Raw genomic sequence first — 26,221 nt, forward strand, 5'->3', positions numbered from 1 at the left:
AAGGGATGGCTAGGGGCCGCATGTACCGCACCACCCGCCCTTTCTCCCTCTCCTCCTCGGCCTATGTATGGGCGACCGTCAGGTCCTGGCTGATCTCCTCAAGGGAGCGCTGTTTGGTCTCCGGGCATCCCCAGGCGAACACGAGCGCCGCCAGCAGCAGGGGAACCGCGCCGATCAGTGCGGTGGTGGCGATGGAGGGGACGGTGGCCGCGGCGACGGTGAGCGCGAGGATGAGGACGCCGCCTGCTTTGGTCATCGCGGCGGCCAGGCCGGTGCCCCGCGAGCGCAGCAGGGTCGGATACACCTCGGCCGCGTAACCCGTCACCACAGCCGCCAGCGAGCTGACCCCGGCCAGCGGCACCACCAGCAGCAGCGAGAGCACCAGTTGCCGGTCCGCGAGTGCGTCGCCGCCGACCACGAACCCCAGCAGGGGGACCACGGTGATCCCACTCACCGTGACGATGGTCTTGCGGCTTCCCCAGACTCCGTACATCCATGCCGTCAGCACGGTGAACGGCAGGCCCAGCAGGGCGGCGTTGCGTACGACGTAGTTTGATTTGACCGTTGAGTAGCCGAGGTGTTGCAGGTTGGTCGGCACCCACTGCTGGAATCCGTAGGTCATCAGCCCGACGCCGATGCCGAGGACCGTGATCCCGACGGTTGATCCCAGCAGCGGACGGCGGAAGAGCGTGCGGTAGCCGGCCTGCTTGAGAGGCACGAGTGCCTCGGCCTCCTCCGGCTCGGTCCCCTGCACCGCGGCGCCGTAGCGGGCCATGACGGCCTCGGCCTCCTCAGTCCGCCCACGGGCGAGCAGGAAGCGGGGCGACTCGGGGATCCAACGGTTCAGTGCGATGAAGATCAGCCCGGTCGGCAGGCCGATCAGCCACAGGATGCGCCAGCTGTAGGTGGGGATCAGCCATCCTGCCAGCCAACTCGTGATGATGTACGCCCCGGCGATGTTTCCGCCGATGAGCACCATCAGCCAGCCCCGGTGCCGGGCCGGGATGGTCTCGGCTATCAGAGCAAAGGTGATCGGCAGCATGCCGCCCGCGCCGATGCCCATGAGCAGGCACATCACCAGGTTCCAGGTGAAGCCGGGCATGGCGCCGCAGATGCTGGTGGCGACGAAGATCATCCCGGCGAAGACGAGTGAGGCGCGGCGTCCTATCCGGTCGCCGAGCGCGCCCCAGATCCACGAGCCGATCACGGTCCCGGTGATGCCGGCCAACGGCAACCAGGAGACCGGGATGGTGCCTTGCGGATTGGCGGGCGACTTCAGCCCGTACTCCTCGGCGAAGCCCGGGGCCACAAAGGCCAACGAGGTCGGCTTCATCACGTCGATCGTCACCGCGATCACCAGGACAATGACCAGTGCGATATGCGCGGGCCGGATCGGCGCGTCGTCCATCGCCCGGACCTGGATGCCGCCCGAGGAGCGCTGGATCTCCCTGCTGCGCCGAGGAACGAGCCCGTACAACGAGGCAAGCAACCCGGCGACGATCAGCGCCATGCCGATGATCATTGCCGGGTCCGCCGGCATCCCGACCAGCTTGTATCCCATGTCGCTGGCGTGCAGATACATCGGAAAGTGCAGCAGTACCCCGGCGGTACAGGCCAGCGCGCCCGCCCAGAATGCCAGCGGATGTTCGAACCCCCGGCCGGTCGATGCGCGACGCCCGGGCTGTCTGCCCGTCGAACCGGCGAATGCTGAGCCCTTCTTCATCGGACCGCTGCCGGCAACATCTCGGCGACCACGGCACGCACCGGCTCGTGGTACGTCTCGTGGTCGGTCCATTCGTTGTAGGCATGCTCCGGAAGGTGTGTCACCGAGACCAGCTCGCCCGCGCGATAGCGACGCACGACCGGATGCATATAGAGGGACTCATTCGCCGGATCGTCCTCCCACTCCCGGCCGGTCGCGATGTCGAACGGGTCGATCGCCGGGTATCCCGAGCCGTACTCCACATTGACGATGAGGTAGTCCTGGCCCGCACCGAATTCGGGACGGTGCGCGAGCTCGACGGGTACCTCCTCCCGTAGCCGCGAGGTGCCGTCGTCGTGCAGGACAAGGACGTCGCCGAGGAAACCGAACTGGTTCCACAGCCCGGAGCTACGGTTTATCCGCGCGAGCACGGCGTCCGCCACGGCGCTGGCGTCTGCCGGCAGGTCCTGGCCGGGCCATGTACGGCCCTCGTAGCGCTGCTCCAGGAAACGGTGCAGCGCACGGGTGGAGTAGCGGAAGCCGTGCAGGACACTGCTCGTGTATTTCCTGCGGTCGAGTACTTGGGTGATGGTCCCGGCGAAGAACAGGTCGGGTACGGTCGTCGACTCCCACGCGGGTGTCATCTCCGCGAACCGGTCGTTGAGGGCGAGCCGGGGACGGGCGCTGTCGGTGAAGATCGTCGTGTCCATCTTGAAGCCGGTGCACACGATGACCCGGTCGTAGACATGGGTCATGACCTTGGGCCGCCGGAGGTAGCGCTGGGTGACATGGTATTCGGAACCATGCCGCTCGATCCGGTCGATCGTCGCGTCCATCACGAGGTTCTGGGACTTGAGTTGGTAGGTGTCGAGGAAGTTGTTGTTCACTGCCCGTAGATCGCCCGCGAAGTGGGTGCGCCAGGCAAAGGTCAGCGGCTTGGGGCCGAGGACGTGGATGACCGCGGCGTGCGCGATGAGGTTGTCGGCAGTCTCGAAGGCCGAATTTCCCTTGCCGATGATGAGGACCCGCTGGTCGTTGAATTGGTGTGCGTCCACGGAAACATCGTTGTAGGACTCCGCCAATTCGATTCCCGGGATGTCCGGCACATACGGCAGGGCGAGCCCGGTCGCGACCACGACCCGCCTGGCCTGGAACGTTGTGCCGTCCTGCGTGGACACGTGGAAGTGGCCGTCACGAGTGATCCCGGTGACGCGAGTGCCGTACTGGATCCGGACCCCGGTCTGCGCCGCGAAGTCGGAGAAGTAGTCGACGAGCAGGTCCGCGTTCGGGAAGTAGTCCTCGCTGTACCGGGTGAAGCGCAGCTCAGGGTCGTCACTGAGCAGTGAATTCCAGTCCATGCGCAGGTTGAGTTCGGGGTCGCTCCAGCCCGTGTGCGGCTTGTTGATGGAGATCAACTGGCGGTGCCGGGGAAACCTCCGGAAGTAGGCCCCGGGCACGTCTTCGGCCTCAAGTATGAGGTAGTCGCGCCCGGTCTTCTCAAGGAAGTACCCGAGTTGAAGACCGGCGGGCCCAGCGCCAATCACCAGGTAATCAATGGGTTCCGTCATCATTCACTCTCCGTCTGCGCTCGTCGGGGAGTCGCGCAGGGCGCGCTTCAACCCGAAGGGGGTCTGACGTCACGGCAATTGGACTGAGGGTGACCGTACGACCGCCAAGGGTCAACAACCCTTGATATCCACGCCAATTGACCACCCTGTCACCGAGTGGACACGCGTGGGGCCTCCAACGAGTGTGGTTATTGCCGTCGGAATGAATGTACTCGACACGGCGCCATTTGCGCAGCGGGGGTGAACTCGGACTCTGAACGATCTTCTGGACTTCATGCCGCTTTCGGGCGAAGTACCGTAGGGTGTTTCCGTGAGCCACCACTTCCCTCTGGAGCCAGACCGCGCAACCATGGCAGAGATGGGCGGTCTCGTCCTGGATCACGTCATGGATTTCATAACGGAACTGACGGATCGTCCGACGAGCAATCCCGTTGGGCCGGCCGCAACAGCCGGCCTCGTAGCGGACTTTCTCGCAGCACCGCCGGAGCAGGCAGGCAACCTGAAAGAGCTGCTCGGCCGGCTCGGTCTTGCCGCCGATTGCGCGCTGGAGACCGCAGGTCCCGGCTACCTTGCCTATGTTCCGGGCGGCGGTCTCTACACCTCAGCGCTCGCCGAGTTCTACACCCTGGCGGTCAACCGCTACGGCAGCATGGCCTTCACCGCACCAGCGTTGGTTGCGCTGGAAGAGAGCGTGCTGCGGTGGATTGCCCAGGACGTCAGCGGCCTTCCGCCCGGGAGCAGCGGCCTGCTCACCACCGGCGGGTCCATGGCGAACTTCTCCGCCCTGGTGACCGCCCGCCACACCCATCTCGGTGAGGACTTCGGGGCCGGAACGGTCTATGTCACCCCGTTCGCAAACCACTCGCTGACAAAGGCGGCACGGCTGGCGGGAATCCGGGAGCGGAACATCCGCGTCGTGCCGTGCACCGACGACCTCCGGATGGACGTCGAGGCTGCGGCGGCCCTGATCCAAAGTGATCGTGCCGCGGGACTGCGCCCCTTCCTGTTGATCGGTTCAGCCGGCACCACCCACACCGGCACCGTCGATCCGCTTTCTGCCATGGCAAGCCTGGCCCAGCAGGAGAATCTCTGGTTCCACGTTGATGCGGCGTACGGCGGGTTCTTCGGACTCACCGAGCGCGGACGGCGACGACTGGCGGGAATGGAACAGGCCGACTCGGTGGCTCTGGACCCTCACAAGACGCTGTTTCTGCCCTTCGGTACGGGTGCCCTCGCCGTCCGGGATCCGGCCAGGCTCTTCGCCGCACACGAGGGAACGGGTGACTATCTCCAGGACGTCGGCTCCTCCGGTGGGCTGCCCAATTACGCGCACCTGGGTCCTGAACTCACTCATGAGGTCCGCGGACTGCGCGTCTGGCTACCTCTGCACCTGCACGGTGTGTCTGCCTTCCGTTGCGCTTTGAACGAGAAGCTCGACCTCGCCGAACTGGTCTATGACAAGCTGGCCTGCGTCCCGTCACTGGAACTGCCCTGGCGTCCGGATCTCAGTACGGTGGTATTCCGGATCCGGCCACACGACAGCAGTGCTACCGCTGTGGCCGAGGCGGACGAGGCGACCCGCCGACTGCTCGACCGGGTCAACGCAACAGGGCGTGTGCTGCTGTCCAGCACCGTGGTGGGGGGCCGCCAGACCATTCGGATGTGCATCGTGATCCATCGCACGCACAGCGACCGGGTGGCCGAGGCTGTTGAGCTGATCATTGCGGAAGCGCTCAAGAACTGACCAACCGCTCAGCCCGGATCAGCACGGCGATCCACCCCGCGGGAGGTCATGTTGGTACCCCTCAGAGGGGCGATGAGGACCCCACGGTAAAGCAACAGGTCGGACTGCGGCCCCGGAAGGACAGCCGTAGACGAGGACGTTGTCGTAGGAGAGGTCGAGAACGGCCTCGGTGGCAGCCTGGAACCGGCGGAGCTGGGCGTCCGTGAGATGGCCTTCGAAGACGCTGCGCTGTACGTGGTGAAGGTATTTGCGGCAGGTTGGGCATTCGGATTCTCGCGGGCGAAGGGCTACGACCTGATTCGCCGCGGTGAGTTCCCGTACCGAGTGCTGCGCATCGGACGCGGCACACGTGTCGTCACGGCGTCCTTGCTCCGTGTGCTCGAAAGCGGAGAGCCGGAGTACAGCGGTTCCCACGCCGGATGCTGCACACCGTCGTAACCCGTCACGCACAGAAACCCGCCCGAGCAAGAACCGGTGGGACTATGAGGCCCTGACCGGGCATCAAGCGCCCGTCCCGGATCGGTTGGACGCCACTGGACGGTCGTTACCACCTGAGCTCGCTGACCGTGAGCCTCCTCAATCAGCCAGCGAGACTCAGCGAATGCGCCCGCTGTCAGGGGCGGGACAGGAGCACCGATCGCTTGGTGGAAGACACGGATAGCGTCTTCCAGAGGCTCCGACTCGTTCGGCGCGGCTCCCACGAAGGCGTTGATGACGTCTTCGGGTGTTGAGTCCGGCTCGTCCAAGTTCAGGCGGACGCCGGCGGGCGGAATCAGGGGGCGGGAGCGACCCTTGCGAACCTGTGTGGCGTGCAGTTCCCGAAGTTTCGCGACGGATCGCCGGACAGGGTTGTCGAGCGGAAGCCGGCAGGGGTCATACTCGCAGCGGTACCGGCCGGGACGGCCGTACACACCGTGGTTCTTGTGGAAGTAGCCGCTCTGCGTCACCACTGCGGTGAGCTGTTGGCCCGTCTGGTCGTTGCCGAGCCGGAACCCGACAACCATCATCGCCATGCAACGTCCTCCGCTGGCGGCAATCACCACCAGTGGCAACCGCAACGACGTCACCCAACTGATCCCGCTGATCCAGGCCGTCCCGCCCCTCCGCGGCAAGCGTGGCCAGCCACTGCGCCGCCCCAAGCACCTGTACGCCGACCGCGGCTATGACCACGAGGTCTACCGGGACAAGGTCCGCCGGTTCCAGCTCACCCCGCACCTCGCCCGGCGCGGCACCGGGCACGGCTCCGGCCTGGGCGTGTACCGCTGGGCCGGGGAAGGAGCGATCGCGCTGCTGCACTGGTTCCGCCGCCTGCGCATCCGCTGGGAGATCCGCGACGACATCCACCACGCGTTCGTCACCCTCGGCTGCACCGTCATCTGCTGGCGACGACTGCGCACCGCACTTTGTCGAGAGCAAGGGCGGGCGATCGCCCCAGGGGGTGGCCTGCTCGTATGCGTCAGAACGCATACGTAGCGGTCGGGCCCGCGCAGCCTCACATCCGGGATCTCAGCACGTCGACCTCACAGCCCGGTGCGAAGGGGTCGAAGCCGTGCTCGATCAGCCAGCGAACCACCAGCAGGCTTCGCAACGACCACCACGCGCGGATCACGTCGAGGTCGACGTCGGTGCCATAGCCGGCGATGACGTCGTCGAGGTGCTCCTCGTGTCCGAGCGTGAAGGTGGCGAGGTCGTACAGGGCATCACCCCGGCCCGCCTCGGACCAGTCGATGATGCCGGTGACCTCGTCGCCGTCGACGAAGACGTGCGCGATCTGCAGGTCGCCGTGTGTGAACGCCGGAGTCCACGGCCGGAGCGCGGCCTCGGCGACCTGGCGGTTGCGGGTGACCAGGTCGGCAGGCAGGACGTCGTTCGTCACGAGCAACTCGCACTCGCCGTCGAGTTCCGCCGCCAGCGCGACGATGCTCCGCCCGGCCCGGCCCGGCAGGGGCGGCAGCGGCGCGTCGTGCAGCTTCCGGATGGCGGCGCCCGCCGCGGCCCACGCCGCCGGCGACCCGGTCGACGGCCCGCCGAGGCGCCCAAGCGTCGTCCCCGGGAGCGCGGCGAGCGCGAGCACGGGTGGCTTGCGCCACAGGACCTCCGGGGTCGGGACCGGCGCGAGGGACATCGCCTCGACCTCGACGTCGATGCGCGCCTGATCGACGTCCACCTTCAAGAACACGTCACCGACGCGCAGAGTCGCGCGCTCGGAATGGGCGACGACGACTTCGACCTCATCCATGGGCGACCAGTATCCCGGGGATCATCGCCGACGTCGCCAGGTTTATCGCGTGCGATTACGCGGCTGACCACGTCCCGATACCCGGCGGCCTCGTGCGCGACACCGACCGCTGACCAGGTCAAGCCGACCACTTTTGTTGGGAGTCCTTACCCCGCTGTCGGCGAACCGAGCGATCAGGCCGGTTCACCTCGAACACCTCGATTCGGCGTGCCAGCAAGTAGCGGGAGAGGGCGGCTTCGTACTGCCGGACCCTTCCACGTCGGCCCTGCACAGTGTTCGGCCATATCGACCGCTCCAGGTGCAGTTGACAGCGCCGATCCTCATGCCCATGACGCACCAGAACCGAAGAGTTCCGGACTTCCGTCCACCCAAGTCGATCTTGGTGTCGCCGCCCTGCTCGCTCATCTCCCGAACCCCGGGCTCGGCAAGCCGGCCTGTATTTGGCAGCTCTCGACGAGACCGTCCGGCAGCCCTTGCCTCGCCCGGCCGGCGCTCGGACGTTACGCCGTGTTACACGAGCGTCACCGTGCATAGCCTGTTCCGACGCGCCTGGACCACCCACCGCTGGGAAGACCACCCACCCGCGACCCTCTTTCCGGGCGAGCCCCTAATATCACTTGGCGTTCTCCGACGAACGCTGACACCCGCTGGGTCGTGCCCGCCACCCAGCGCCCGGCACGACGACTCCGCCACATGGCAATGGAGTCGAGCATCGAGGAAAGGACCGTTCATGCGCGCCCGGAGCATCGCCACGGCCACCGCAACAGCATTGGCACTGGTGGCCGCTCGTGACCTTGTCCAGAAGAAGCACGCATTGCTCCGGAACTTCCCTGTGCTCGGGCACGCCCGGTACCTGTTGGAGACGATCGGGCCGGAGCTGCGGCAGTACATAGTGACCTCCAACGACGAGGAGCGCCCGTTCAGCCGTGACCAGCGCACCTGGATCTACGCGTCGGCGAAGGGGGAGAACAACTACTTCGGGTTCGGAACCGACAACGACGTCGAGCACATGCAGGGGCACGCCTACCTGAAGCAGCGCACGTTCGCCGGCACGCTGCCCGACACGCACGACCCGCAGGCCCCACTGCCCTCGGCCAAGGTGCTGGGCGGGCCGCGCGGGCGCGCCAAGGCGTTCCGGCCGGCGAGCGTGGTGAACATCTCGGCGATGAGCTTCGGATCGCTCTCCGGCGCGGCGATCACGGCGCTCAACAAGGGGGCGGCGCTGGCGGGCACCCTGCATAACACGGGCGAGGGCGGTCTCTCGCCGTACCACCGCAACGGCGGCGACCTCGTCCTGCAAATCGGTACGTCCTACTTCGGCTGCCGCGACGAGGACGGCAGCTTCAGCATCGACAAGCTCAAGGATGTGGTCGCCGGCGCCCCGGTCAAGGCGATAGAGATCAAGCTCTCCCAGGGTGCCAAGCCCGGGCTGGGCGGAATGCTGCCGGGCGCGAAGGTGACACCGGAAATCGCCGAGATCCGCGGCATCCCGCTCGGCGAGGACTGCGCTTCCCCGTCGCGACACACCGCGTTCGGCGACGTCGACTCGATGCTCGACTTCGTCGAACTGCTCGCCACCGAGACCGGCCTGCCGGTCGGGATCAAGAGCGCGGTGGGCGAGATGGAGTTCTGGCAGGAGCTGGCCACGCTGATGGCGCGTGGTGACCGTGGTGTCGACTTCGTGACCATCGACGGCGGCGAGGGCGGCACCGGGGCGGCGCCGCTCACCTTCTCCGACTCGGTGTCGCTGCCCTTCCGGATGGGCTTCTCCCGGGTCTACGGCGCCTTCGCCGAGCGGGGGCTGACCGACGACCTGACTTTCATCGCCTCCGGCAAGCTCGGCCTGCCCGAGAACGCCGCGGTCGCCTTCGCTCTGGGTGCCGACATGATCAATGTGGCCCGTGAGGCGATGCTGTCGATCGGCTGCATCCAGGCGCAGAAGTGCCACACCGACAAGTGCCCCACCGGCATCGCCACCCAGAGCCCGTGGCTGGCCCGTGGACTCGACCCGTCCTCGAAGGCCACCCGGGCCGCTGTCTACCTGCGGACCCTCCGCAAGGAGCTGATGAAGATCTCGGCGGCCGTCGGTGTCGCCCACCCGGCGCTCATCACGGCCACGGACATCGAGATCATGAACGGCGACTACGAGGCTCGCACCCTGGCCGGCGTCTACGGCTACAAGGACGGCTGGGGCGAGCTCGGCCCGCACCTCGCCGAGGAGATCACCGCACTGCTCACCACCGAGCAGTCCTCCGACCAGAAGCCGACCGCCTGACGCGCCGATCACGGCCGGCACCGCGCTCGCCGCTCCCCTGCCCGGAGCGCGCGCGTGGCGCCGGCCGGTGGCACCCTTGTCTTCCCTGCTCCACGAACAGCCCCTGCCTAGGTGATCACAACATGAGCGAAAAAGTGAGATTCCCGAGCGTCGTCGGCCCCGAACTGGCCGGAGCGATCGACCTGCCGGACGGCGAGATCCGCGGCTGGGGGATATTCGTGCACGGATTCACGCTGGGCAAGGGCTCGCCGGCCGCGTCGCGTGTCAGCAAGCAGCTGGCACGCGAGGGGATCGGCATGCTGCGCTTCGACAACCTCGGGATCGGGGACTCCGACGGCGACTGGGGGGACGGTTCCTTCACCGTCAAGGTCCAGGACACGATCCGTGCCGCAGCCATGATGGCGGAGCGAGGGACTCCGGCAGACCTGCTGGTGGGGCACTCGTGGGGAGGCGCCGCCGCCCTCGCCGCGGCGGCCGAGGCAACCGGCGTCCGCGCGGTCGCCACGATCGGGGCGCCGGTCGATCCCAGCCACGTCGAGCGACAGTACGACGCGGTCGTGGATCGCGTGCTCAGCGAAGGGTCGCACGAGTGGTTCGTCGGCGGGAGGACCCTGGTCCTCAAGCGCGCCTTCGTCGAAGACGTCCGCCAAGCTCACCTGCGCGACCGGATCGGCGAGTTGGACCTACCACTACTCGTCCTGCATTCGCCGACCGACAACACCGTCGACATCGACAACGCCGGAGAGATCTTCCGCGAGGCACGACACCCGCGAAGCTTCGTCTCACTCGAAGGAGCAGACCATCTCCTGACCGCCCGAGGACAAGCACAGCGAGCCGCCCACATCATCAGCGCTTGGGCCGACCAGTACATCCACGCACCACGGCCCGCAGGGGACACATCTCAGGTGGTGAAGAGCTCGATCGGATAGTCCCGCAGGGTGCACCCCCTGGCTGACACCCAGTCAACGGACGCAGACGAGAGAGACGCCCGGATCGGCTCCCCCGAACGACCAGCGAACGACGGTGCCCCGTGGCAAAGGGCCCTCGTCCGCCTCCCCGTCGACGTTTGCTCCGCTGGTACCAAGCGCCGCGTACCAGGGCCGACACGACCCTGACCGCGGCTCTCGCCGAGGTGGGAGCCAAGGAGCGGTCGGCCAGCGCCCGGCTCCACCCGCTCCGCGTAACCGGCCAAGCGTCCCGCCGATCGATTTGCCCACGCGACATCCGTGCCCGTCCGCCTGGAAGGCTCGGCATGGATGACGACTGTCTTGCCGGGTGCTGGTATCCGAATGAGGTTGGCCGGTCCCGGGAAAAGACGGCCCACCGGGCCCGTCCCCGAACGCAGGAACCCCCGCCAGCAAGCCGACGAGGGTTCCTCACGCCTCACGCGGTATCACACTGCCCCTATGACGGGGGTCATGGCTGTGTGAGCCTGACCAGGTGGAACACCTCACGGGCGGCGTAGCGTTTGAGGCATCGGACGATTTCACATCGGGATTTGCCCTCCTTGGTGCGGCGCTCGTAGTGGTCCTGGGTGCGCGGGTCGAAGCGCGGCCGGGTCTGCACCATTCGGTGCGGGGCGGCGTTGGCCTGCCGGTCGCCGCCGCGGTTGGCCGACGGTGACGATGGTGGCCCGAGGGGCTCGATGCCACCGCACCAAGCGCGGGTGATGGCGCGAGTGGTGCAGATGTCGGCAAGGGGTCGCCATCGACCAGGACGAGGTGACGGCCGATGGCACTGATCGTCCACCCCCGCTCCAGCATCCGATGCGCGTCGGCATGACGGTCGCGGGTGCGTTCCACCCTGGACGTGCGCGGCAGTTCCGGGGGCGGCAACAGCACCGTGGATACTTCCGGCGCCTCCTCGACCCTCGGGCGAGCCTTCTGAACATAGAGCTTGACGCGCTGGTCAGGCGCCCAGGCACCGGAGGCTCAGGTACCAGTCCTCAGGCCGAGTCCGGCCCGTCCGAGCTGTTGAGCAGCCTGTCCACGAGGAGTTCGGGGTAGCCGGTGGCCGGCGGGTCGATACCGAAGATCGCTCGCAGGTAGAGCGGTGCGATGAGCAGGTCGAGGATCCGCTCGAGCGGCGGGGGGTTCTCGCCGCGGGCCGCGGCTCGGTCACGGATGCGTTCGATGGCGTGCACGCGGCGTTGGAAGTGGTGCGCACGCTCCTCCTGCGCGTGGGCGCTGCCGGGCATGGACAGGGCGACGGCTCGTACGAGGAGGCGGCCTTCGGGTGTGTGGATGCTCGCGACGCCGGCTTCGGCCCATGCGGTGAGGTCGCCGCGCAGGGTGCCGGTGTCCTTGAGCGGCCAGTCGCGTTCGAGGCGGGTGGTGACCACGTCGGCCAGGAGCGCCTCGCGGCTGCCCCAGCGCCGGTAAATGCTGGTGTGGTTGACGCCGGCACGTTGTGCGATCGCCGGGATGGTGAGGTCGGCTCCTTCCGGGTCGGACACCAGGTCGATGACCGCCTGGTGGACGGCCGAGCGGACCTGTTCGGGGCTCTTGCGGATGCGCGGGGTCGGTTGCTTCGAGGTCACCCCTACATCGTAAGCACAGATATTTGCTTCGTGGCGCTCGGAGGGTCTACGGTTCCGACACAAGCACAGAACTGTGCTTGCGACCTGAGGAGAGTGCGTGATGAAGCAGCTGCTGTTCCCCGACAACCCCCAGTTCTGGTACGAGACCCTGCGCTCGATGAGCCACATCGCCTACGGCGGCGCCGACTTCGGCGAGGTGGTCGCCACCAGCGAGCGCATCATCGAGGGCGACTGCGACAGCTGGCACACCGAGTGGCTCGCGACCGCCGACCGCGTGTCCGGCGAGGCCCAGAAGGCGCTGGAGGCCGGCCACACGGTCAGCGCCCGGGACGGGTTCCTGCGCGCCTCGAACTACTACCGGTCGGCGGAGTTCTTCCTGCACGGCCACCCCTGCGACCCCCGCCACGACCACGCCTACGACCGCAGCGTCGCCTGCTTCCGCGCCGCCGCCGCGCTGTACACCCCCCGGATCGAGCCGGTCCGCATCCCGTACGAGGACACCACCCTGCCGGGCTACCTCTACCGGGCCGACGACAGCGGGGCGCCGCGGCCGACGCTGATCATGCACAACGGCTTCGACGGCACCGCGGAGGAGATGCACTTCTTCGGGGCGATGGCCGGCGTCGAGCGCGGCTACACCGTGCTGGTCTTCGACGGCCCCGGACAGCCCGGGCCGCGGCACCATGAGGGCCTGGTCTTCCGCCCGGACTGGGAGAACGTCATCACTCCTGTGGTGGACTTCGCGGAAACCCTCCCCGAGGTCGACAACAGCCGTATCGGACTGCTCGGTTCAAGCATGGGCGGCGTGCTGGCCCCCCGGGCGGCCGCGTTCGAGCACCGCCTGTCCGCACTCGTGGCCGTCGACGGCGTGTACGACCTCGGCCAGATATCCGTCCGCAACATCCCCGGCGACCGCAAGGCAGCCGAACGCCTCCTGCGCTCGGAGGCCGCCCCCGAACTCGACGCGCGCTTCGAGCAGTTGATGGCTGAGGACGCGACCGCACGCTGGGCGATGAACCACGGCATGTACGTGATGGGCGTGGACACTCCCCGGTCCTTCAGCGCCTCCTACCTCGACTACACCCTCCACAACGGCATCGCCGAGCGGATCCAGTGCCCCACCCTCGTCTGCGACGCCGCCGAGGACGAATTCTTCAAAGGCCAGCCCGAACAGCTCTACAACCACCTGACCTGCCCCAAGACCCTCATGGTGTTCACCGCCGAAGAAGGCGCAGGCGCCCACTGCCACCCCGGAGCCATGCGCCTCTCCCTCGCCCGCATCTACGACTGGCTCGACGACACCCTCCGCACCACCAGCGCCTGAGGCTCCTGGCCCGCCAGGCACCGCCGCGAATCCCCCGCCGTGTCGTCCTCAGCGGGGACCAGCGGGGGACGCCCGGCTACGCCGGTGCGGCGCTGATCCCCATCGGCACCGCCTGTGGGCGGCGGGCCGCGGCATCCGGTGGGCAACCGGAGGCGGCTGCCGCGCCACCACCCTTACAGGGAGGCGCCGTTGCTCAGTGACGGGCGTCCCTGCGGGGGCGTTCCAGGGTGAAGCTGTCCACGGGGGTCAGGTCGCCGTAGGGGCCGTCGAAGGTGTAGTAGGTGACGTGGATGCGGGTGCGGCCGGTGCGGCGGTCGCCCGGGTCGACCTCGAAGGCGGCGAAGCCGTGGGTGTGGACGCGGTCCTGGACGGCGCGCCAGGGGGCGTCCTCGGTGACGAAGACCGCCTTGCGATGGCGGCCCTCGGTCTCCTTGGCCAGGTCGACCACGACGCGCCCCTTGGGCTCCGGGAACAGGTCGTCCTGGGTGGTGGCGAAGTTGCCGCCGCCTCCGATGATCATGTGGACCGTGCCCTTGGCGGTGTCGGCGACATCGGTCCTGGTGGACACCGGGACCGGCGTGCGGGCCTCGTTCGGCATCGTGCCGCGGACCGGTAGCGAGCGCTCGTAGTAGTGCTCATGGCCGCTCAGCACCAGATCGACCCCGTACGCGTCGAAGAGCGGGCCCCATGCCGTGCGGATGCCGAGGTCGCTGCCGCTGCCGCTGCGGCTGCTGGAGATCATCGGGTGGTGCATGAAGACGACGATCCAGTCGATGCCCGCATTCCCGCGCGCTGCCTTCAACTCCCGCTCCAGCCACCGCCGTTGCGCCCCGCCGGAGTAGCCGCGCACATAGGTGTCACCGGTGTCCTGGATCGCCACGTCGTCGTTGGCCAGGCTGATGAAGCGGACCGCGCCGACCGTGAACGCGTACCACAGGCCCTGGATCTCGGGGTCGGTGCCCGTCGGACCGGGCAGCATGAAGTAGGTCTGGTAGCCGGTCAGCCCCAGGGGGCCGTTGCCCTTCTCGTTCTCACCGTTGCCGACACACGGCATCCACGGGCGCAGCCGCGTCGACCGGCTGTTGCCGATGAACCAGTCAGCCCAGGTCGCGACCCGGTTCTGGCCGAAGACGCCGGCCGCGGAGGCATAGCACAGGTCGCCGTTGACCAGGTTGAACAGCGGTCCGACCCGTTCCACCGCGGCCACGATGTCGGCGGAGGCGGGGCTGCCGGCCTGGCTGCTGGTGTAGAGCGGGAAGCGCCCCGAGGGTGACGGGGTGCCGCCCGTCGGCCAGGTGACGACCCGGCGCAGATTGGGCGCGCCCTGGTCGCCGAAGCTGGTGAACGTGAACGCGGTACGCCCGCGCGGCGCCGTGGTGAACGCACCGGTCTCCGGCACGGCGCCGTCGTGTCCGGCCGAGTAGAGGTAGGTGGTGTCCGGCCGCAGTCCGGTGAGCCGGGCGTGGTGGACGTAAACCTCCTCGCGGGTGAGGCCGTCGCGGTAGGTGCGGGTCTCGGCATCGACCACGCTGCCGGTGCCTCCGTCGTGGGTGCCGAGGCGCACCTGCGGGCGGCGTACGGAGCGGGGGCTGATCCAAGAGACCGTCATCTCGCTGGCGGGGTCGGCGCCGAACTGGAGGTGCAGGCCGGTGACACCGGGTACGCCGAGGCGACTCGGGGTGCGCGGAAGCAGGGGGAGCGGCGCGGGCCCCGCCGGGCCGGCGGCCTCGGCGCTCCCCGCGGCGCCGAGGCCGCCGGCAGCCACAGCCGCCGTCGATCCGGTCAGGAGGGATCTGCGTGCGATCGACATGTAACACCCTTGCATGGGAGAGAAGTTGGCCAGTTGCACCTTATGCGTGACCGGCCGGGCCGCAGCCAGTGGATATCGCCCCGGCCCGGCAGGCGGCCCGCCGGAGCGGTCGCACCGCCGGCCCAAGGACGGGGCCGCAGGGTGGTGACGGGCTACCGGGACGGCTCGGCGGTTCTCGCCGAGTCGCCGGGTGAGACGAGTCCGGTCTCGTAGGCGAGGACGACGGCCTGGGCTCGGTCACGCAGAGCCAGCTTGGTGAAGATCCGTGCCTCATGCGTCTTGACCGTCGCCTCGCTGAGCGTGAATGCCTGTGCCAGTTCGGTGTTGGAGAGGCCCTTGCCCATGAGCGTCAGCACTTCGCGCTCGCGTGGCGTCAGCGCGGCCAGGTCCCGGTGGATGGCAGGGGCTTCGACGTCTGGAGCGGGTCTTTGGGCTCCGGAGGCGAAGCGTTCCAGCAGGCGGCGGGTGATGGAGGGGGCGAGGAGTGCGTCGCCGGTGTTGACCAGGCGTACGGCGGCGGCGAGGTGTTCGGCGGTGACGTCCTTGAGGAGGAAGCCGCTGGCGCCGGCGGCGAGGGCGGCGTAGACGTAGGAGTCGAGGTCGAAGGTGGTCAGCATGATCACTCGGCGGTCCGGTGCTTGCGTGCGGATGCGGCGGGCGTCTTCCAGGCCGTCCATCGCGGGCATGCGGATGTCCATGAGTACGACATCGGGGCGGAGTTGGCGCACCGCTGCCATAGCCTCGGCTCCGTCTGCGGCCTCGCCGACCACGTGGGCTCGCTGCCCTGTCAGAACTGCTCCCGCTCATCGCAGAGCACGGAACGTACGCCACACCGTTGCTGTTCTCCCCGGCGCTGTCGTCGTGATTCAGACAGACGGTGGCGTTCGACCCTTGCACGTTTGTGTTGGTGGGGCTGTCCGACCAGCAGTCGGACAGCCCCACCAACAAGACCTTCATGAGCCTTCTAGCCTACGTTCTTGACGAAGCCGCGGACGATGTGCTGGCCCGATCCCACGGCCTGGCTCTGGTAGCCGGACTGGCCAACACAGTCGGTCTCAGCCGGATCCGGGATGGTTACGTTGCCGGTGAGGCCACCCGCGTCGGTGGTAGTGGGGGCGCCGAAGACAACATCAGCGAGAGGAAGCTCGGCGCAGGTGGGTGCGCCCAAGTAGGGCTCAGCGAACCCTTTGCCAGGCCCCCACGTGGGCTTGTCTTTGTTGATGCCACTTTGGAGATTGCCACTTCCGGCCGGCAGCTTCACTGTGCCGATCTTGGTGCTGACGCCGGTGCTGGTGTCGGTCGCTGTGCCGGTCCAGGTGTCGCCATCCTGCTTGACGGTGAGGTTGTAGGGGTGGCCGTACACGGCGTCGAAATCGGCCGCGCAGGAGACGCCGTCCTTTCCGGTGTCGAAGCCACCGTGGCAGGTCGTGTCGGTGGAGGAGCTACCGGGAACACCGACCGAGAAAGTGCCGTGCAGCCGCTCTTTGCCGTCCTTGTCGGGCCGGGGCTGCAACCCGATGTAGCCGCCCTGCTGAAGGTTGGTGAACCAGAACTGCTGGGCGAAGTAGAGGCCGTCGTTGTGGTTGGTGGCTGAATTCACGGTGATGGGGAAGGTGATGTTGGTCAGCCCCGAGTCGGGTGCGTTGGCGATATTCCAGTTGACGTAGGCATTTCCACCGACGTTGGCGAATGCGGACTGCGGGGCAATCAGCGGCAGCAAAGCGGCCGCAACGCCCACGCCGCAGCGACGCAACGTTGTTTGGAGAGACATGATCGGGCTCCTTTTACCTGTGAGTGAGCGTCGGCAGGATTTCCCGGAACGCTCAGCGGTTAGCACTGCGACAGTTACGAGGGTGTGTGACCTCGGCGGCAGTAGCGGCTGATGCGGGCTCGTTGCTGAACGGCTCCACCATTGCCCCCAATTCATCGCCCCCGACCTACGGCCACCCGGTCACACCCTCGCCAACGGCGCTACGCGGTCCACGACTGATCAGCCACGGCCTGCAAAACCGTGTGAACCAGCGACGGCCAAGAAATCTGGCGATTCAAGCGCCCGGGCTAAAGCAGGGCACGGCATGGTCGCCGGCGGCAGATGAGCGGTCGCAGCAGTCATGGGGATGCACTTTCACGCTACACATCCTTTTCCTTTTCTTCTCTTGAGACGGTATCTGCGCACGGAGGGCTGCACATCCGTCAACTGACGGAGGTTCCTTCTCAGAAAAGCTCGGATTATGGAAGGGCGGCTTATTGATCCGAAACGGTAGCTGTTCTGGATCGTTGATCCCTGCGTGAGTGAAGGGCATGCATGGCAGTTGTCGCCGCCGGCGCAGGAGGCCCTTCGGCTGCGGGCCATGAGGTCGGTCACGGCGAGGTGGATCATGGCTGCGGAGCGGGCCGGGAGAGCCTCGTCATCGCGCGTGAGGCGGCGGTGGAACATCAGCCATCCGGTAGGTCCGCTCCACTGTCCAGCGTTTCGGTAATGGAGTGAACTCCCTGTTTCCGGGGGAGCGTTGGACGATATCCCTGTCGATGCCGAGGGCGGCGGCGTGCTCGACGAGGTGCTGGCGGCAGCCTCCGTCCACCGAGACCTCACGGACCGAGGGACGACATCGCCTCGGTCTACTTCGGCTGACCACTCGGCCCACCGCACGCGGCAATCTCAAACAGCGCCGTGTGCAGTGGGCCGCCTGGACTCGCCGGGCAGGTGCGCGGTGGTTCACCGGCCGGGCCGCGTGACCGATGGCGGCGCTGCTGCGTGCGCGAGTGGCGGCGTGGCCTCGCCGCTGGCGCGCGCGTCCCCGCCGAGGCCGGCTATCCGGTGATGCTCGGGCTCCCGGCTTCGATGTGCCCGGTGAAGCGCCGCGACCAGACGGCGTCGGTGTTGATGGTGACCGTGAAGTCGTACCACCCGTCCGCGCGGGAGACGGCGTTGAAGTAGTCCTCCACTTCGGCGCCTCCGGCGACCTGGTAGGTCCAGGGACCGTCGGAACGGTAGTGGTTGGAGGTGACGGTGAAGGTGACGGGCTGGGCGGCGGAGTTGGTCATACGGAACCAGATGGCGGGTTTGCCGGTGTCAGGGGCGGCCGCGTAGCGGCTGTGGACCTCGGCGGCCTTGCCTGCGGCCGTGGCGTTTCCGGCGAACCGGCGCAGGAAGCGGTTGGGGCCTACCAGGGACAGGTCGTACTTGCCGTCGCCGTAGCCCGTGCCGATGTTGAAGTAGTCGGTGGCGGTGCCGCCTGCGTCGACGGTGTACTGCCACGGGACCCGGCTGCGGTAGGCGTTCGGGTGGACCGAGAAGTGCACCGCGTTCGTCGCCGGTGCGCCTTCGTTGGCCATCTTGATCCAGGCCAGGATCTGGCCGCTCGTACCGAATTCGAGCCGGTCGAGGTATCCGTCCGGCTGGTACGGCAGGGCCCTCGCCGGCTTGGTTCCGGGCTCCTGAGCGGGCAGGGCGTTGGTCGTCGGCGTCGGGTTCGGCAGCGGGCCGCAGGTCGCCTGGCCGATGACCTTGGCGGTGCCGGGGAGCGAGGGCAGGCCGTACACCGGAGAGTTGAAGTCGAAGACGCCGGTGAGGTCGCCGGTCACCTTGCGGCGCCAGGCGCTGATGTTGGGGCTGGCCGCGGGCTTGCCGAGGACCGCGGTCCACTTCTCCAGAAAGCGGAGTACGGAGGTGTGGTCGAACACCTCGGAGCTCACCCAGCCACCGCGGGTCCACGGGGATATCACGATCATGGGGACGCGGAAGCCGAGCCCGTACGGCACACCGTTCAGGAATTCGCCGTCGGTTCCCGCGGGTGGGGCCGGCGGCGGGACGTGGTCGAAGAAGCCGTCGTTCTCGTCGTAGTTGAGGAACAGCACGGTGCTATCGAAGACGGCCTGGTCGGCGGCGAGTGCCCGGATCACCAGGTCCACGAAGTGCGCTCCGTCGCCGGGCGGGGCATAGGGGTGCTCGGAGAATGCCTCATTGGCCACCACCCAGGAGACCTGCGGCAGCGTCCCGCCCACGACGTCCGCCTTGATCGCGGCGGCGATGTCATCCGGGGTCGAACCGGTGACGCGGGGGACCGAGGCCATGCCGCGGTCGTGCAGCGGGTCGCCGGACTTGGCGGCCACGAACTTCTTGAAATACGCCAGTCCGTTGTCGCCGAAGTTGTCGTTAGCGTTCTGGTAGACCTTCCAGCTCACCCCGGCGCTCTGTAGAGCCTCCGCGTAGGTCTCCCAGGTCAGGCCGGACTCCTCGCCGCCGTCGTAGCTGGTCGAGTCGACCTTGCCGCTCCACAGGTAGGTGCGGTTCGGGCCCGTCGCACTCAGCGTCGAGCAGAAGTACGAGTCGCAGATGGTGTAGTTGTCGGCGAGGGCATAGTGGAACGGAATGTCGTTACGGTCGAGGTAGCCCATCGTGCGGACGTTGCCGACGCCCGACACCCAACTGTCCAGCTGTCCCTTGTTCCATGCGGCGTGCTGCGAGGTCCAGCTGTGCGGGAGGTCGCCGTTGCACTGGGCGAGAGTCTCCGAGTCGGCGCCGCCGGCCGGAGGCGTGGCGCTCAGCTTCCACGGGTATTGCCGACCGGCGCCGCTGGGCTGGTTGAACACGGGGTAACCACCGGGCAGGGTGATGCCACTGCGGTCGGAGAATCCGCGTACACCCTTGAGCGTGCCGAAGTAGTGGTCGAAACTGCGGTTCTCCTGCATCAGCACGACGACGTGCTTCACATCGGCGATCGTGCCCGTCGGGGCGGATGCCGCATACGACCTCGTGCTCGCCTGCGCGGCCGTCACCCCGACCGCCCCCGCCGCAGCACCGGCCGACAGTGCCACGAAATTCCGACGACTCATCCCCGCCACGCGCCCACTCCCCATCAGTCCGATCCGGTCCGTCACTCAGCTGACGAGAAGAGTGCCGGGGATCGGCGAGATTCAACAGATAGTTGACGACGACACTGCGTGAACCGAGGATGAACACGAACGGGAGCCCGTTGCCGGCCGTCCACACGTGGTGACCACCGAATACCGAGGCAGGCCGTCACCCTTTCGCTGAGTAAGGGCCACGCTGACAGGGAGAACACGGCGCGGCGTTCGTAGCGTGGGACTTCCTCACCGGGTGGGCCGACAGAGAAGACGAGGAGAGACGAGGAGAGGTGGAGGGACCGGCCGCCCGGGTGGCAGCAGTTCGAGGCGATCGACGGCATCGCGCACGTCGACAGCGAAGAGCGGCCTCGTGGACTTCGAGCTGACCGGCACCGAGGAGGACTCGCGCGGGCCGGCCTCCGCGTCGATTTGTCGCTCCGCTGATCAGGACGTGCGCCGCGGCGGCCGGGCAGCACGCGGAAGCCTCCCGCTGACCGGTGCGGTGAAACGGGCGGCCAGCGGGACGGCCAGGGCGATGAGGGCCACCATCACCGGAACCGGTCCCGTGCCGAAGAACCCGGTCACCGCGCCCGCGACGTCTCGCTCCGGCGTGCGCGTCGGACACACATACCCCTCGGTCGAGCAGGCGGTCAGGACGGCCTGAAGGCCCACTCCCCACGTCCAGACACCTGCCGTCAACCACCCGCCGATCAGGCACGCGGGAACAGCGGCCAGTTTCAGGAACCGCGGAATGCGTTGCCCCTGTGGATCGCCCCGGAACCACTGGGCCCCGACCACCGTGAGCCAGCCGCACAGCAGCACTGCGGCGGTGGTCAGCGCGGCCAGGAACGACGGGGTCAGCGGCGTGCCGGAGAGGCCGTAGCCGGCAACCCTCGTGTAGAGCGCGAGCCAGCTCCCTGCCACTATCCCGCCGGCCACGATCAGGCCGGTGAGCGCCGACCGGCCGACCCGGGCCAGCGCCGGACCTCCCGCGTACCACTGGTGGCGCCACAGGGTGAACCCCACGAACAGGGTCAGCCCCACCCCGACGAGCAGCCCGCAAAGAACCGGCGTGAAGGATCCGTCCCTCGGCCCGTAGAGCCGCAGCAGCATGTCCTGGAGCATCGGCAGCAGCACACCGGCGACGGTCGCGCCGAGGAACACCCGCCCCGGCGAGGAGGCCAGTACGCGCCACGGTGTCCTGGCCACGTCCAGCCGGTCGATGCCCATGGGGTGGTGGCGCAGCCAGGACCGCAGCCGTGCCGCACCCGTCCCGTCCGCCCTGCCGGTCTCTGCGCCGAGGGCGGCGAGCAGTCCCTCCTGGTCGGTCTTTCCGGCGTGCAGGTCCGCATGGTGCTCGCGGATCCGCAGGTAGGCGCGGGCGATCAGCTCGCCGAGCAGTGTGAGCAGGAGGGCCCGGGCCAGGGCGACCACCAGCTCTCCCGGCGTGGAGTTGCGGTTGAGCACGTTCAGGGTCATGGCGAAGGCGATGAAGGCCCCGGCGAACAGGTTGGAGGGGCGGAACACCGTCAGCACGTTGTATGTCTGCAGATCCCGACCGCGCAGATGCGCCAGCTCGTGCCGGACCACGGCCTCGAAGATCCGCCGGCCGTGGTCGTTCTTCTCGCGGAGCACCAGCAGTTCCGGGCCGAGCATCAGCAGAGGCCGACGTCGTTGGCCGGTGACGTACGCTCCGGACGTCAGCCGACGGTCCACCATGACGACCGGCTCCCGACTCAGCCGGGCTTCCCGGATCAGGCGCTCCACCGCCTCGGCGGCGCCGTGGAACGGGGTCTCGGCCAGCGGCGTGGATCGCCGGTGCCGGCGCCGGCCGGTGTGCAGCCCGATCACAATGCCAGGTGTGAGCAGCATCAGAAGGTAGTTGAACGTGCCGCTGACCATCGCGCCCGGGTCCCTCGGACAGTCCAGGGACGAAACCGTGCACAGCTCCGTCACGGGTGCCTGCAACGTGGCCATCCACAGAGCGAAGAACAGATCCTGGCCCAGGACCATAACCACCAGCAGGATCAGCATCAATGACATGTCGGAGGGGAACGCCTCGACGTCGAGCGAGACGGAATGTCGCGAAGAAGAGGAGTCATTCACGATGCCGGCTCCTGATCCCCGCCGGACCTCAGCAGCGCCAGTTCGCCGACCACGGCATCGGCGAGCACTCCCGCCTGGTCCTCCGGCATCCCCAGCGCCACCGCCTTGGCCTGCACCGACGCGCGTACCCTGCCGAGTTGCTCCGTACTCAGCGCCTCGACGTCCACCTCCACCTCCTCGGTCTCCGCCCAGCGCCGCATACGCTGCGGCAGCCGGTCGAGCAGAGACCGGGTCAGTCGCATGCTGCGGTTCTTGATCTCCTCGGCGGCGCCGCCCGCAACCGCGGTCAGCGCCCAACCGCTGACCAGCACTCCCACCGGCGTGACGGCCCCCACCATTTCGTCCAGACCGCTGCCCAATGGCGTGTCACGCACCTTGGGCGCGCGGGCGCGCGGCCGTGAGAGGAGCGCGAAGGCGGGCAGTTCGTCGGGCGCGACCCGCGCCACCACACGCCGCGCGAACTCATCGCGCGAGACGGTGATCGTGCCGGTCGGTAAGTTCGGTCGCTGCTCGGAGTGATGCGGCACCTCGTCGCCCCCTCACCGCTCAACCCTGCATGGAGGACAAACCCCCGCAGAATGCCCACAGTTGTGCACAAAGCTCACGCGCAGGGCTCCCTCAGAACGGCACGGTGGCCCCAGTGGTCCGCACCGCCGGACCCTGCGCCGCCGGGCGCCCCGGACCGGCCGTGCCCGAACCTTACGCCGGGGGAGCGTCCCCATGGCCTGGGCGCAGAACCAGTCCCGGCGCAAGTCCACCCGCAGCTCCGGCAATGACCGTAGAACTGTTGCGCCATGGAGCAGCGCCGGCACCCCGAACTCCATGCCGGCGACACTCGCGGGCGCACGCGTCGGCGCACGCCCGCTCACGCTGGTCGTTCATCAGCGCGCTGAATGAACCTCGGCGGTAGTCCCCGACTCGGCCCAGGACACTAGGTCAGGTCGAATGCCTTCACACCCGACAGCAGCGGAACGAGCGCATAACGCCCGTCTCCCGCACCGCAGATCGGCCGGGTGTCCGCGGTGGCAGAGACATGCGTCCCCGCCAGGAAACGCCCGTCGCTGCTCGCCACCACCGTCGAGAAGTGGTTGGTGGCCGAAGCCGAGTAGTACATGCACTGGTGCACGTTCAGGTAGCGCCCGGCCCGCAGGTCGAGCGCCTTGACCCCGGACAGCACCGGAACGAGCCCGTAGTTGCCGTCCCCTGCGCCGCAGGTCGGCCGGGTGTCCGCGGAGGCGGAGACGTTCGACCCCGCCAGGAAACGCCCGTCGCTACTCGGCACCACCGTGGTGAAATGATTGACGGCCGAAGCCGCGTAGTACATGCACTGGTGCAGGTTGAGGTACCTGGCGGCGACTCGCCCGGGTCCTTGGGCGTGGGCCGTGCCCGGCGCGAGCAGCAGAGCCGTGGCGCTCACGGTGGCTGCGAGGGCAGCGAGCCACGCCTTGAATCGACCTTTCTGACGCACGATCTTTCCCCCTCTCTCATGCTCCTTCTGGTAAGGAGCGGGGACAGCACAGCACGGAGCGGGACGCATTGACGGACATTCGTCATCCAATCCACCCGAAGGTGGCTCGTGCACCTGATCACTGCGCGCGGCACGCCACGCCGTCCTCGCGACCGTGCTCAGCGAGGTCGGCGACCTGCACCCCGAGATGGCCGTCCCTCCCGCGACCGCCGTGCCGTGGTTCTCCTTCATCTGCTCGGACTGCTTCGCGCTGGTCGACGAGCGACCTGGCGAAGTGGCCGCGAGACGGCCTACGGACCTTCGGAACCGCTCTCGGCTCAGTCGGAGCCGGAGGACGCAAGCCCACGGCCCACATCCAGGGACGCAGGTCAGACAACGTCTCTGCCAGCAGCACCGGAGCGCAGGGCGGTGACTGGCACGATCCAGTCCGGCCAGGTCCACCAGCGTCGCAGGCATCACCGTCGACAGCGACGGCCCGCTCTGCGTACCGGGTGAGGGCGGCGGTATGGAGCGTCCCCGCGTCCGAAACCGGCGTCAGTGACGGCTGTTGAGGAACCCGATGGCGACCGCTCCCCACCAACACAGCTGAGACACGGCTGCGGTGACCGCACCCCACACCAGGACCCGGGGTGTCAGCGCGGACGCCGCCGCACAGCGGGGCAGGCGGTGGGCGAGGACCCTGGCCTGCAAGCCGTTGAGGGTGAGGACCAGCACGAGGGCCAGCTTGGTGCGGGTGAGGGCAGAGCCGAGGTCGGGGTGGAGCATGACCCCGCTGGCGACCAGACCAGTCAGGCCCGTCCAGACCGGTGTGTGGAGACGGGCGGCGGTGGTGAGCGCTTCAGAGAGGGCGCATCTGCCGGTCAGCCACAACAGGCCGTAGTAATCGATCACCATGACCGCGCCGAACCCCAGCACCATGGACGCCAGGTGGAGAAACAGTGCAGCCGCGTGAAGGACCGGGTCGGGGTGCAGGTGGGTGGCGGCCCACAGACAGGCGGCAAGCGCGAGAACGGCCAGCAGGGCAGCGGCGCCGACAGCCCACCACGAGTCGTGCAACCGCAGCCGGGGGCGCTGGTCTGCGGAGGTGGTGATTGCGGACAGCGAAGACACGTCGGGCTCCAGGCGGATCTCATGAATGATGGAGGTAAGCCTTGCCTAACTCGCTCCATCCTGGTCAACGTCGGAAGGCGGGAGCGGAGTCACGCCACCCAAAGCGTGGCCACGCCGAGACATTGCCGAGATCTGACACCCCGAAGGTTGTTAGGTAAGCCTTGCCTGCTCTATGTTCTGCGCGCCGCCCTCCCCCGTTCCGCAGTCACCTGGAGCATCGTGTCCGGTTCGCAGATCGCCCTGCTCGGCGCCATCGCCGGCTTCACCATCTATCTCGGGCTGCCCATCGGCCGCCTGCGCAACCCCGCACCCCGGCTGAGGGCCGGCCTCAATGCGGTCGCCATCGGCATCCTGCTCTTCCTGTTCTGGGACGTCCTCAGCGCAGCCTGGGAGCCCACCGACGCCGCACTGAGCGATCACCACTGGGGTACTGCCGCCACCGGCGGGCTGGTTCTCACTGCCGGTCTCGCCGCCGGTCTCGCCGGCCTCGTCTACTACGACCGCTGGACCGCACGCCGCCGGACCTCCGCCGCCGCACCCACGCCCGAGGCCCCGGGGGCAGCCACCGAGACCGACGTGGCCGCCGGGCCCCGGTCCCAGGCCGCCGGCCTCGCGATGATGATCGCCATCGGTATCGGGCTGCACAATTTCGCCGAGGGCCTGGCCATCGGCAACTCCGCCGCCAAGGGCGAGATCTCGCTCGCGGTGCTGCTCATCATCGGCTTCGGTCTGCACAACGCCACCGAAGGTTTCGGCATCGTCGCCCCCTTGGCCGCCGAGGGCACCCGCCCCTCCTGGACCAGTCTCGCGTTGCTCGGCCTGATCGGCGGCGGCCCCACCTTCGCCGGAACCCTCCTGGGCCAGCACCTGGTCAACGACACCCTCTCCATCACCTTCCTGGGACTGGCAGCCGGCTCGATCCTCTACGTCGTCATCGAACTCCTGGCTGTCGCGCGCCGCGTCGCCTTGAAGGAACTCACCACCTGGATGATCCTCGTCGGCCTGCTGCTCGGCTTCGCCACCGACGCCGTCGTCACCGCCGCCGGCGTCTGATCCCTCTCCCCCGCTGCGGGTGGTCGGCCTCTTTCAGGGCACCCACCCGCAGTAGTGGAGCAGGGTCATCGCATGCGCGTGGTTGTGGTTGCGTACGGTGCGGGTCTGCCGTCCGTGCCACCGGGAACTCCGGCTGCTCCGGCGCCCGGGCGTCCTCGTCGACCACCCTGCTCCGCGCCGAACTCGACCTCGCCCTGCACCGGCCCCGTAGCGCCGCCGAACTGACCGACACCGTACGGTCGGTGGACACCGAGGTCCAACGTCTGATCGCACTGTCCAACACCCTGCTCGACCTGGAGCAGCTCGGCAGCGGCGAGCGCATCCACCGGGAGGACACCGGCCTGGCCGATCTCCTCCGCACCGTGGTCGACCGGCACCGGGCCGCCGCCACCCGGGACGGCCGCACGATCACGGTGCAGACACCGAGCACCACCG

Annotated in this window: 17 protein-coding genes and 5 pseudogenes; 7 read left to right on the forward strand and 15 right to left on the reverse strand. The window is 68.1% G+C overall.

The features are described from left to right. Positions 1-61: 61 nt before the first annotated feature. Together AB0C96_RS34725 and AB0C96_RS34730 are read right to left on the reverse strand one after the other, a co-directional pair. Complete coding sequence (locus AB0C96_RS34725; RefSeq protein WP_362923128.1) at positions 62-1,561, reverse strand: MFS transporter; 1,500 nt, start codon at positions 1,559-1,561, stop codon at positions 62-64. A gap of 158 nt (positions 1,562-1,719) precedes the next feature. After that, on the reverse strand, positions 1,720-3,273 hold the full coding sequence (locus tag AB0C96_RS34730) for an FAD-dependent oxidoreductase (protein WP_362923130.1): 1,554 nt from the start codon (positions 3,271-3,273) through the stop codon (positions 1,720-1,722). A 307-nt stretch (positions 3,274-3,580) separates the two neighbouring features. Here AB0C96_RS34730 and AB0C96_RS34735 point away from each other — a divergent pair, with 307 nt between their 5' ends. Then, positions 3,581-5,014: an aminotransferase class V-fold PLP-dependent enzyme gene (locus tag AB0C96_RS34735; RefSeq protein WP_362923132.1), complete on the forward strand. Its 1,434-nt coding sequence runs from the start codon at positions 3,581-3,583 to the stop codon at positions 5,012-5,014. Between the two features lie 18 nt (positions 5,015-5,032). Here AB0C96_RS34735 and AB0C96_RS34740 read toward each other — a convergent pair whose 3' ends face one another. Next, positions 5,033-5,464: a CRISPR-associated endonuclease Cas2 gene (locus AB0C96_RS34740; protein WP_362923134.1), complete on the reverse strand. Its 432-nt coding sequence runs from the start codon at positions 5,462-5,464 to the stop codon at positions 5,033-5,035. A 573-nt stretch (positions 5,465-6,037) separates the two neighbouring features. Between AB0C96_RS34740 and AB0C96_RS34745 the strand changes: the two are divergent. Further along, positions 6,038-6,415: pseudogene (locus AB0C96_RS34745) on the forward strand (transposase); the annotation flags it as partial. A 91-nt stretch (positions 6,416-6,506) separates the two neighbouring features. Here AB0C96_RS34745 and AB0C96_RS34750 read toward each other — a convergent pair. Next, positions 6,507-7,253: a phosphotransferase gene (locus tag AB0C96_RS34750; protein ID WP_362923136.1), complete on the reverse strand. Its 747-nt coding sequence runs from the start codon at positions 7,251-7,253 to the stop codon at positions 6,507-6,509. Between the two features lie 730 nt (positions 7,254-7,983). On the opposite strand from AB0C96_RS34750, the gene AB0C96_RS34755 reads away from it, so the two are divergent. Next, on the forward strand, positions 7,984-9,528 hold the full coding sequence (locus tag AB0C96_RS34755) for an FMN-binding glutamate synthase family protein (RefSeq protein ID WP_362923138.1): 1,545 nt from the start codon (positions 7,984-7,986) through the stop codon (positions 9,526-9,528). A 122-nt stretch (positions 9,529-9,650) separates the two neighbouring features. Beyond that, a complete protein-coding gene (locus AB0C96_RS34760; protein WP_362923140.1) occupies positions 9,651-10,457 on the forward strand; it encodes an alpha/beta fold hydrolase in 807 nt (268 codons plus the stop codon). Positions 10,458-10,944: 487 nt separating this feature from the next. Here AB0C96_RS34760 and AB0C96_RS34765 read toward each other — a convergent pair. Both AB0C96_RS34765 and AB0C96_RS34770 read right to left on the reverse strand, forming a co-directional pair. Continuing rightward, positions 10,945-11,153: pseudogene (locus tag AB0C96_RS34765) on the reverse strand (IS110 family transposase); the annotation flags it as partial. 320 nt (positions 11,154-11,473) lie between these two features. Next, on the reverse strand, positions 11,474-12,067 hold the full coding sequence (locus AB0C96_RS34770) for a TetR/AcrR family transcriptional regulator (RefSeq protein WP_362923142.1): 594 nt from the start codon (positions 12,065-12,067) through the stop codon (positions 11,474-11,476). A 100-nt stretch (positions 12,068-12,167) separates the two neighbouring features. Between AB0C96_RS34770 and AB0C96_RS34775 the strand changes: the two genes are divergently transcribed. After that, a complete protein-coding gene (locus AB0C96_RS34775; protein WP_362923144.1) occupies positions 12,168-13,391 on the forward strand; it encodes an alpha/beta fold hydrolase in 1,224 nt (407 codons plus the stop codon). Positions 13,392-13,584: 193 nt separating this feature from the next. Here the strand turns inward: AB0C96_RS34775 and AB0C96_RS34780 are convergent, their stop codons facing one another. The 9 genes and pseudogenes from AB0C96_RS34780 to AB0C96_RS34820 form a co-directional block, all read right to left on the reverse strand. Then, on the reverse strand, positions 13,585-15,201 hold the full coding sequence (locus tag AB0C96_RS34780) for a metallophosphoesterase family protein (protein WP_362923146.1): 1,617 nt from the start codon (positions 15,199-15,201) through the stop codon (positions 13,585-13,587). A 152-nt stretch (positions 15,202-15,353) separates the two neighbouring features. Beyond that, positions 15,354-15,995 (reverse strand): annotated as a pseudogene (locus tag AB0C96_RS34785) (response regulator transcription factor); the annotation flags it as partial. Between the two features lie 170 nt (positions 15,996-16,165). Continuing rightward, on the reverse strand, positions 16,166-16,972 hold the full coding sequence (locus tag AB0C96_RS34790) for a hypothetical protein (RefSeq protein WP_362923148.1): 807 nt from the start codon (positions 16,970-16,972) through the stop codon (positions 16,166-16,168). Positions 16,973-17,620: 648 nt separating this feature from the next. Further along, a pseudogene (locus AB0C96_RS34795) lies at positions 17,621-17,723 on the reverse strand (IS5/IS1182 family transposase); the annotation flags it as partial. Positions 17,724-18,012: 289 nt separating this feature from the next. Continuing rightward, complete coding sequence (locus AB0C96_RS34800; protein WP_362923150.1) at positions 18,013-20,046, reverse strand: phosphocholine-specific phospholipase C; 2,034 nt, start codon at positions 20,044-20,046, stop codon at positions 18,013-18,015. Positions 20,047-20,493: 447 nt separating this feature from the next. Then, complete coding sequence (locus tag AB0C96_RS34805) at positions 20,494-22,155, reverse strand: M48 family metalloprotease (protein ID WP_362923151.1); 1,662 nt, start codon at positions 22,153-22,155, stop codon at positions 20,494-20,496. After that, positions 22,152-22,682, reverse strand: a complete 531-nt coding sequence (locus AB0C96_RS34810; protein ID WP_362923153.1) for a hypothetical protein — start codon at positions 22,680-22,682, stop codon at positions 22,152-22,154. Before AB0C96_RS34810 ends, AB0C96_RS34805 begins: the two co-directional genes overlap by 4 nt. A gap of 404 nt (positions 22,683-23,086) precedes the next feature. Beyond that, entirely contained in the window at positions 23,087-23,572 is a 486-nt protein-coding gene (locus AB0C96_RS34815) for a hypothetical protein (RefSeq protein WP_362923155.1), read from the reverse strand. A 585-nt stretch (positions 23,573-24,157) separates the two neighbouring features. After that, positions 24,158-24,733, reverse strand: a complete 576-nt coding sequence (locus AB0C96_RS34820) for a hypothetical protein (protein ID WP_362923157.1) — start codon at positions 24,731-24,733, stop codon at positions 24,158-24,160. A gap of 219 nt (positions 24,734-24,952) precedes the next feature. On the opposite strand from AB0C96_RS34820, the gene AB0C96_RS34825 reads away from it, so the two are divergent. Together AB0C96_RS34825 and AB0C96_RS34830 are read left to right on the forward strand one after the other, a co-directional pair. Continuing rightward, positions 24,953-25,786 carry a ZIP family metal transporter gene (locus tag AB0C96_RS34825; protein ID WP_362923159.1) on the forward strand — a complete coding sequence of 278 codons (834 nt, stop codon included), beginning with the start codon at positions 24,953-24,955 and terminating at the stop codon, positions 25,784-25,786. Positions 25,787-26,028: 242 nt separating this feature from the next. Continuing rightward, positions 26,029-26,221: pseudogene (locus tag AB0C96_RS34830) on the forward strand (hypothetical protein); the annotation flags it as partial.

The sequence above is a fragment of the Streptomyces sp. NPDC048506 genome (assembly GCF_040651315.1).
In the GTDB taxonomy this organism is placed as follows: domain Bacteria; phylum Actinomycetota; class Actinomycetes; order Streptomycetales; family Streptomycetaceae; genus Streptomyces.

What these genes read in the sequence shown, in the direction of transcription:
- AB0C96_RS34725 (WP_362923128.1), bottom strand. Translation starts at nt 1,561, where the DNA reads ATGGGATACAAGCTGGTCGGGATGCCGGCGGACCCGGCAATGATCATC.
- AB0C96_RS34730 (WP_362923130.1), bottom strand. Translation starts at nt 3,273, where the DNA reads ATGATGACGGAACCCATTGATTACCTGGTGATTGGCGCTGGGCCCGCC.
- AB0C96_RS34750 (WP_362923136.1), bottom strand. Translation starts at nt 7,253, where the DNA reads ATGGATGAGGTCGAAGTCGTCGTCGCCCATTCCGAGCGCGCGACTCTG.
- AB0C96_RS34755 (WP_362923138.1), top strand. Translation starts at nt 7,984, where the DNA reads ATGCGCGCCCGGAGCATCGCCACGGCCACCGCAACAGCATTGGCACTG.
- AB0C96_RS34760 (WP_362923140.1), top strand. Translation starts at nt 9,651, where the DNA reads ATGAGCGAAAAAGTGAGATTCCCGAGCGTCGTCGGCCCCGAACTGGCC.
- AB0C96_RS34775 (WP_362923144.1), top strand. Translation starts at nt 12,168, where the DNA reads ATGAAGCAGCTGCTGTTCCCCGACAACCCCCAGTTCTGGTACGAGACC.
- AB0C96_RS34780 (WP_362923146.1), bottom strand. Translation starts at nt 15,201, where the DNA reads ATGTCGATCGCACGCAGATCCCTCCTGACCGGATCGACGGCGGCTGTG.
- AB0C96_RS34790 (WP_362923148.1), bottom strand. Translation starts at nt 16,972, where the DNA reads ATGTCTCTCCAAACAACGTTGCGTCGCTGCGGCGTGGGCGTTGCGGCC.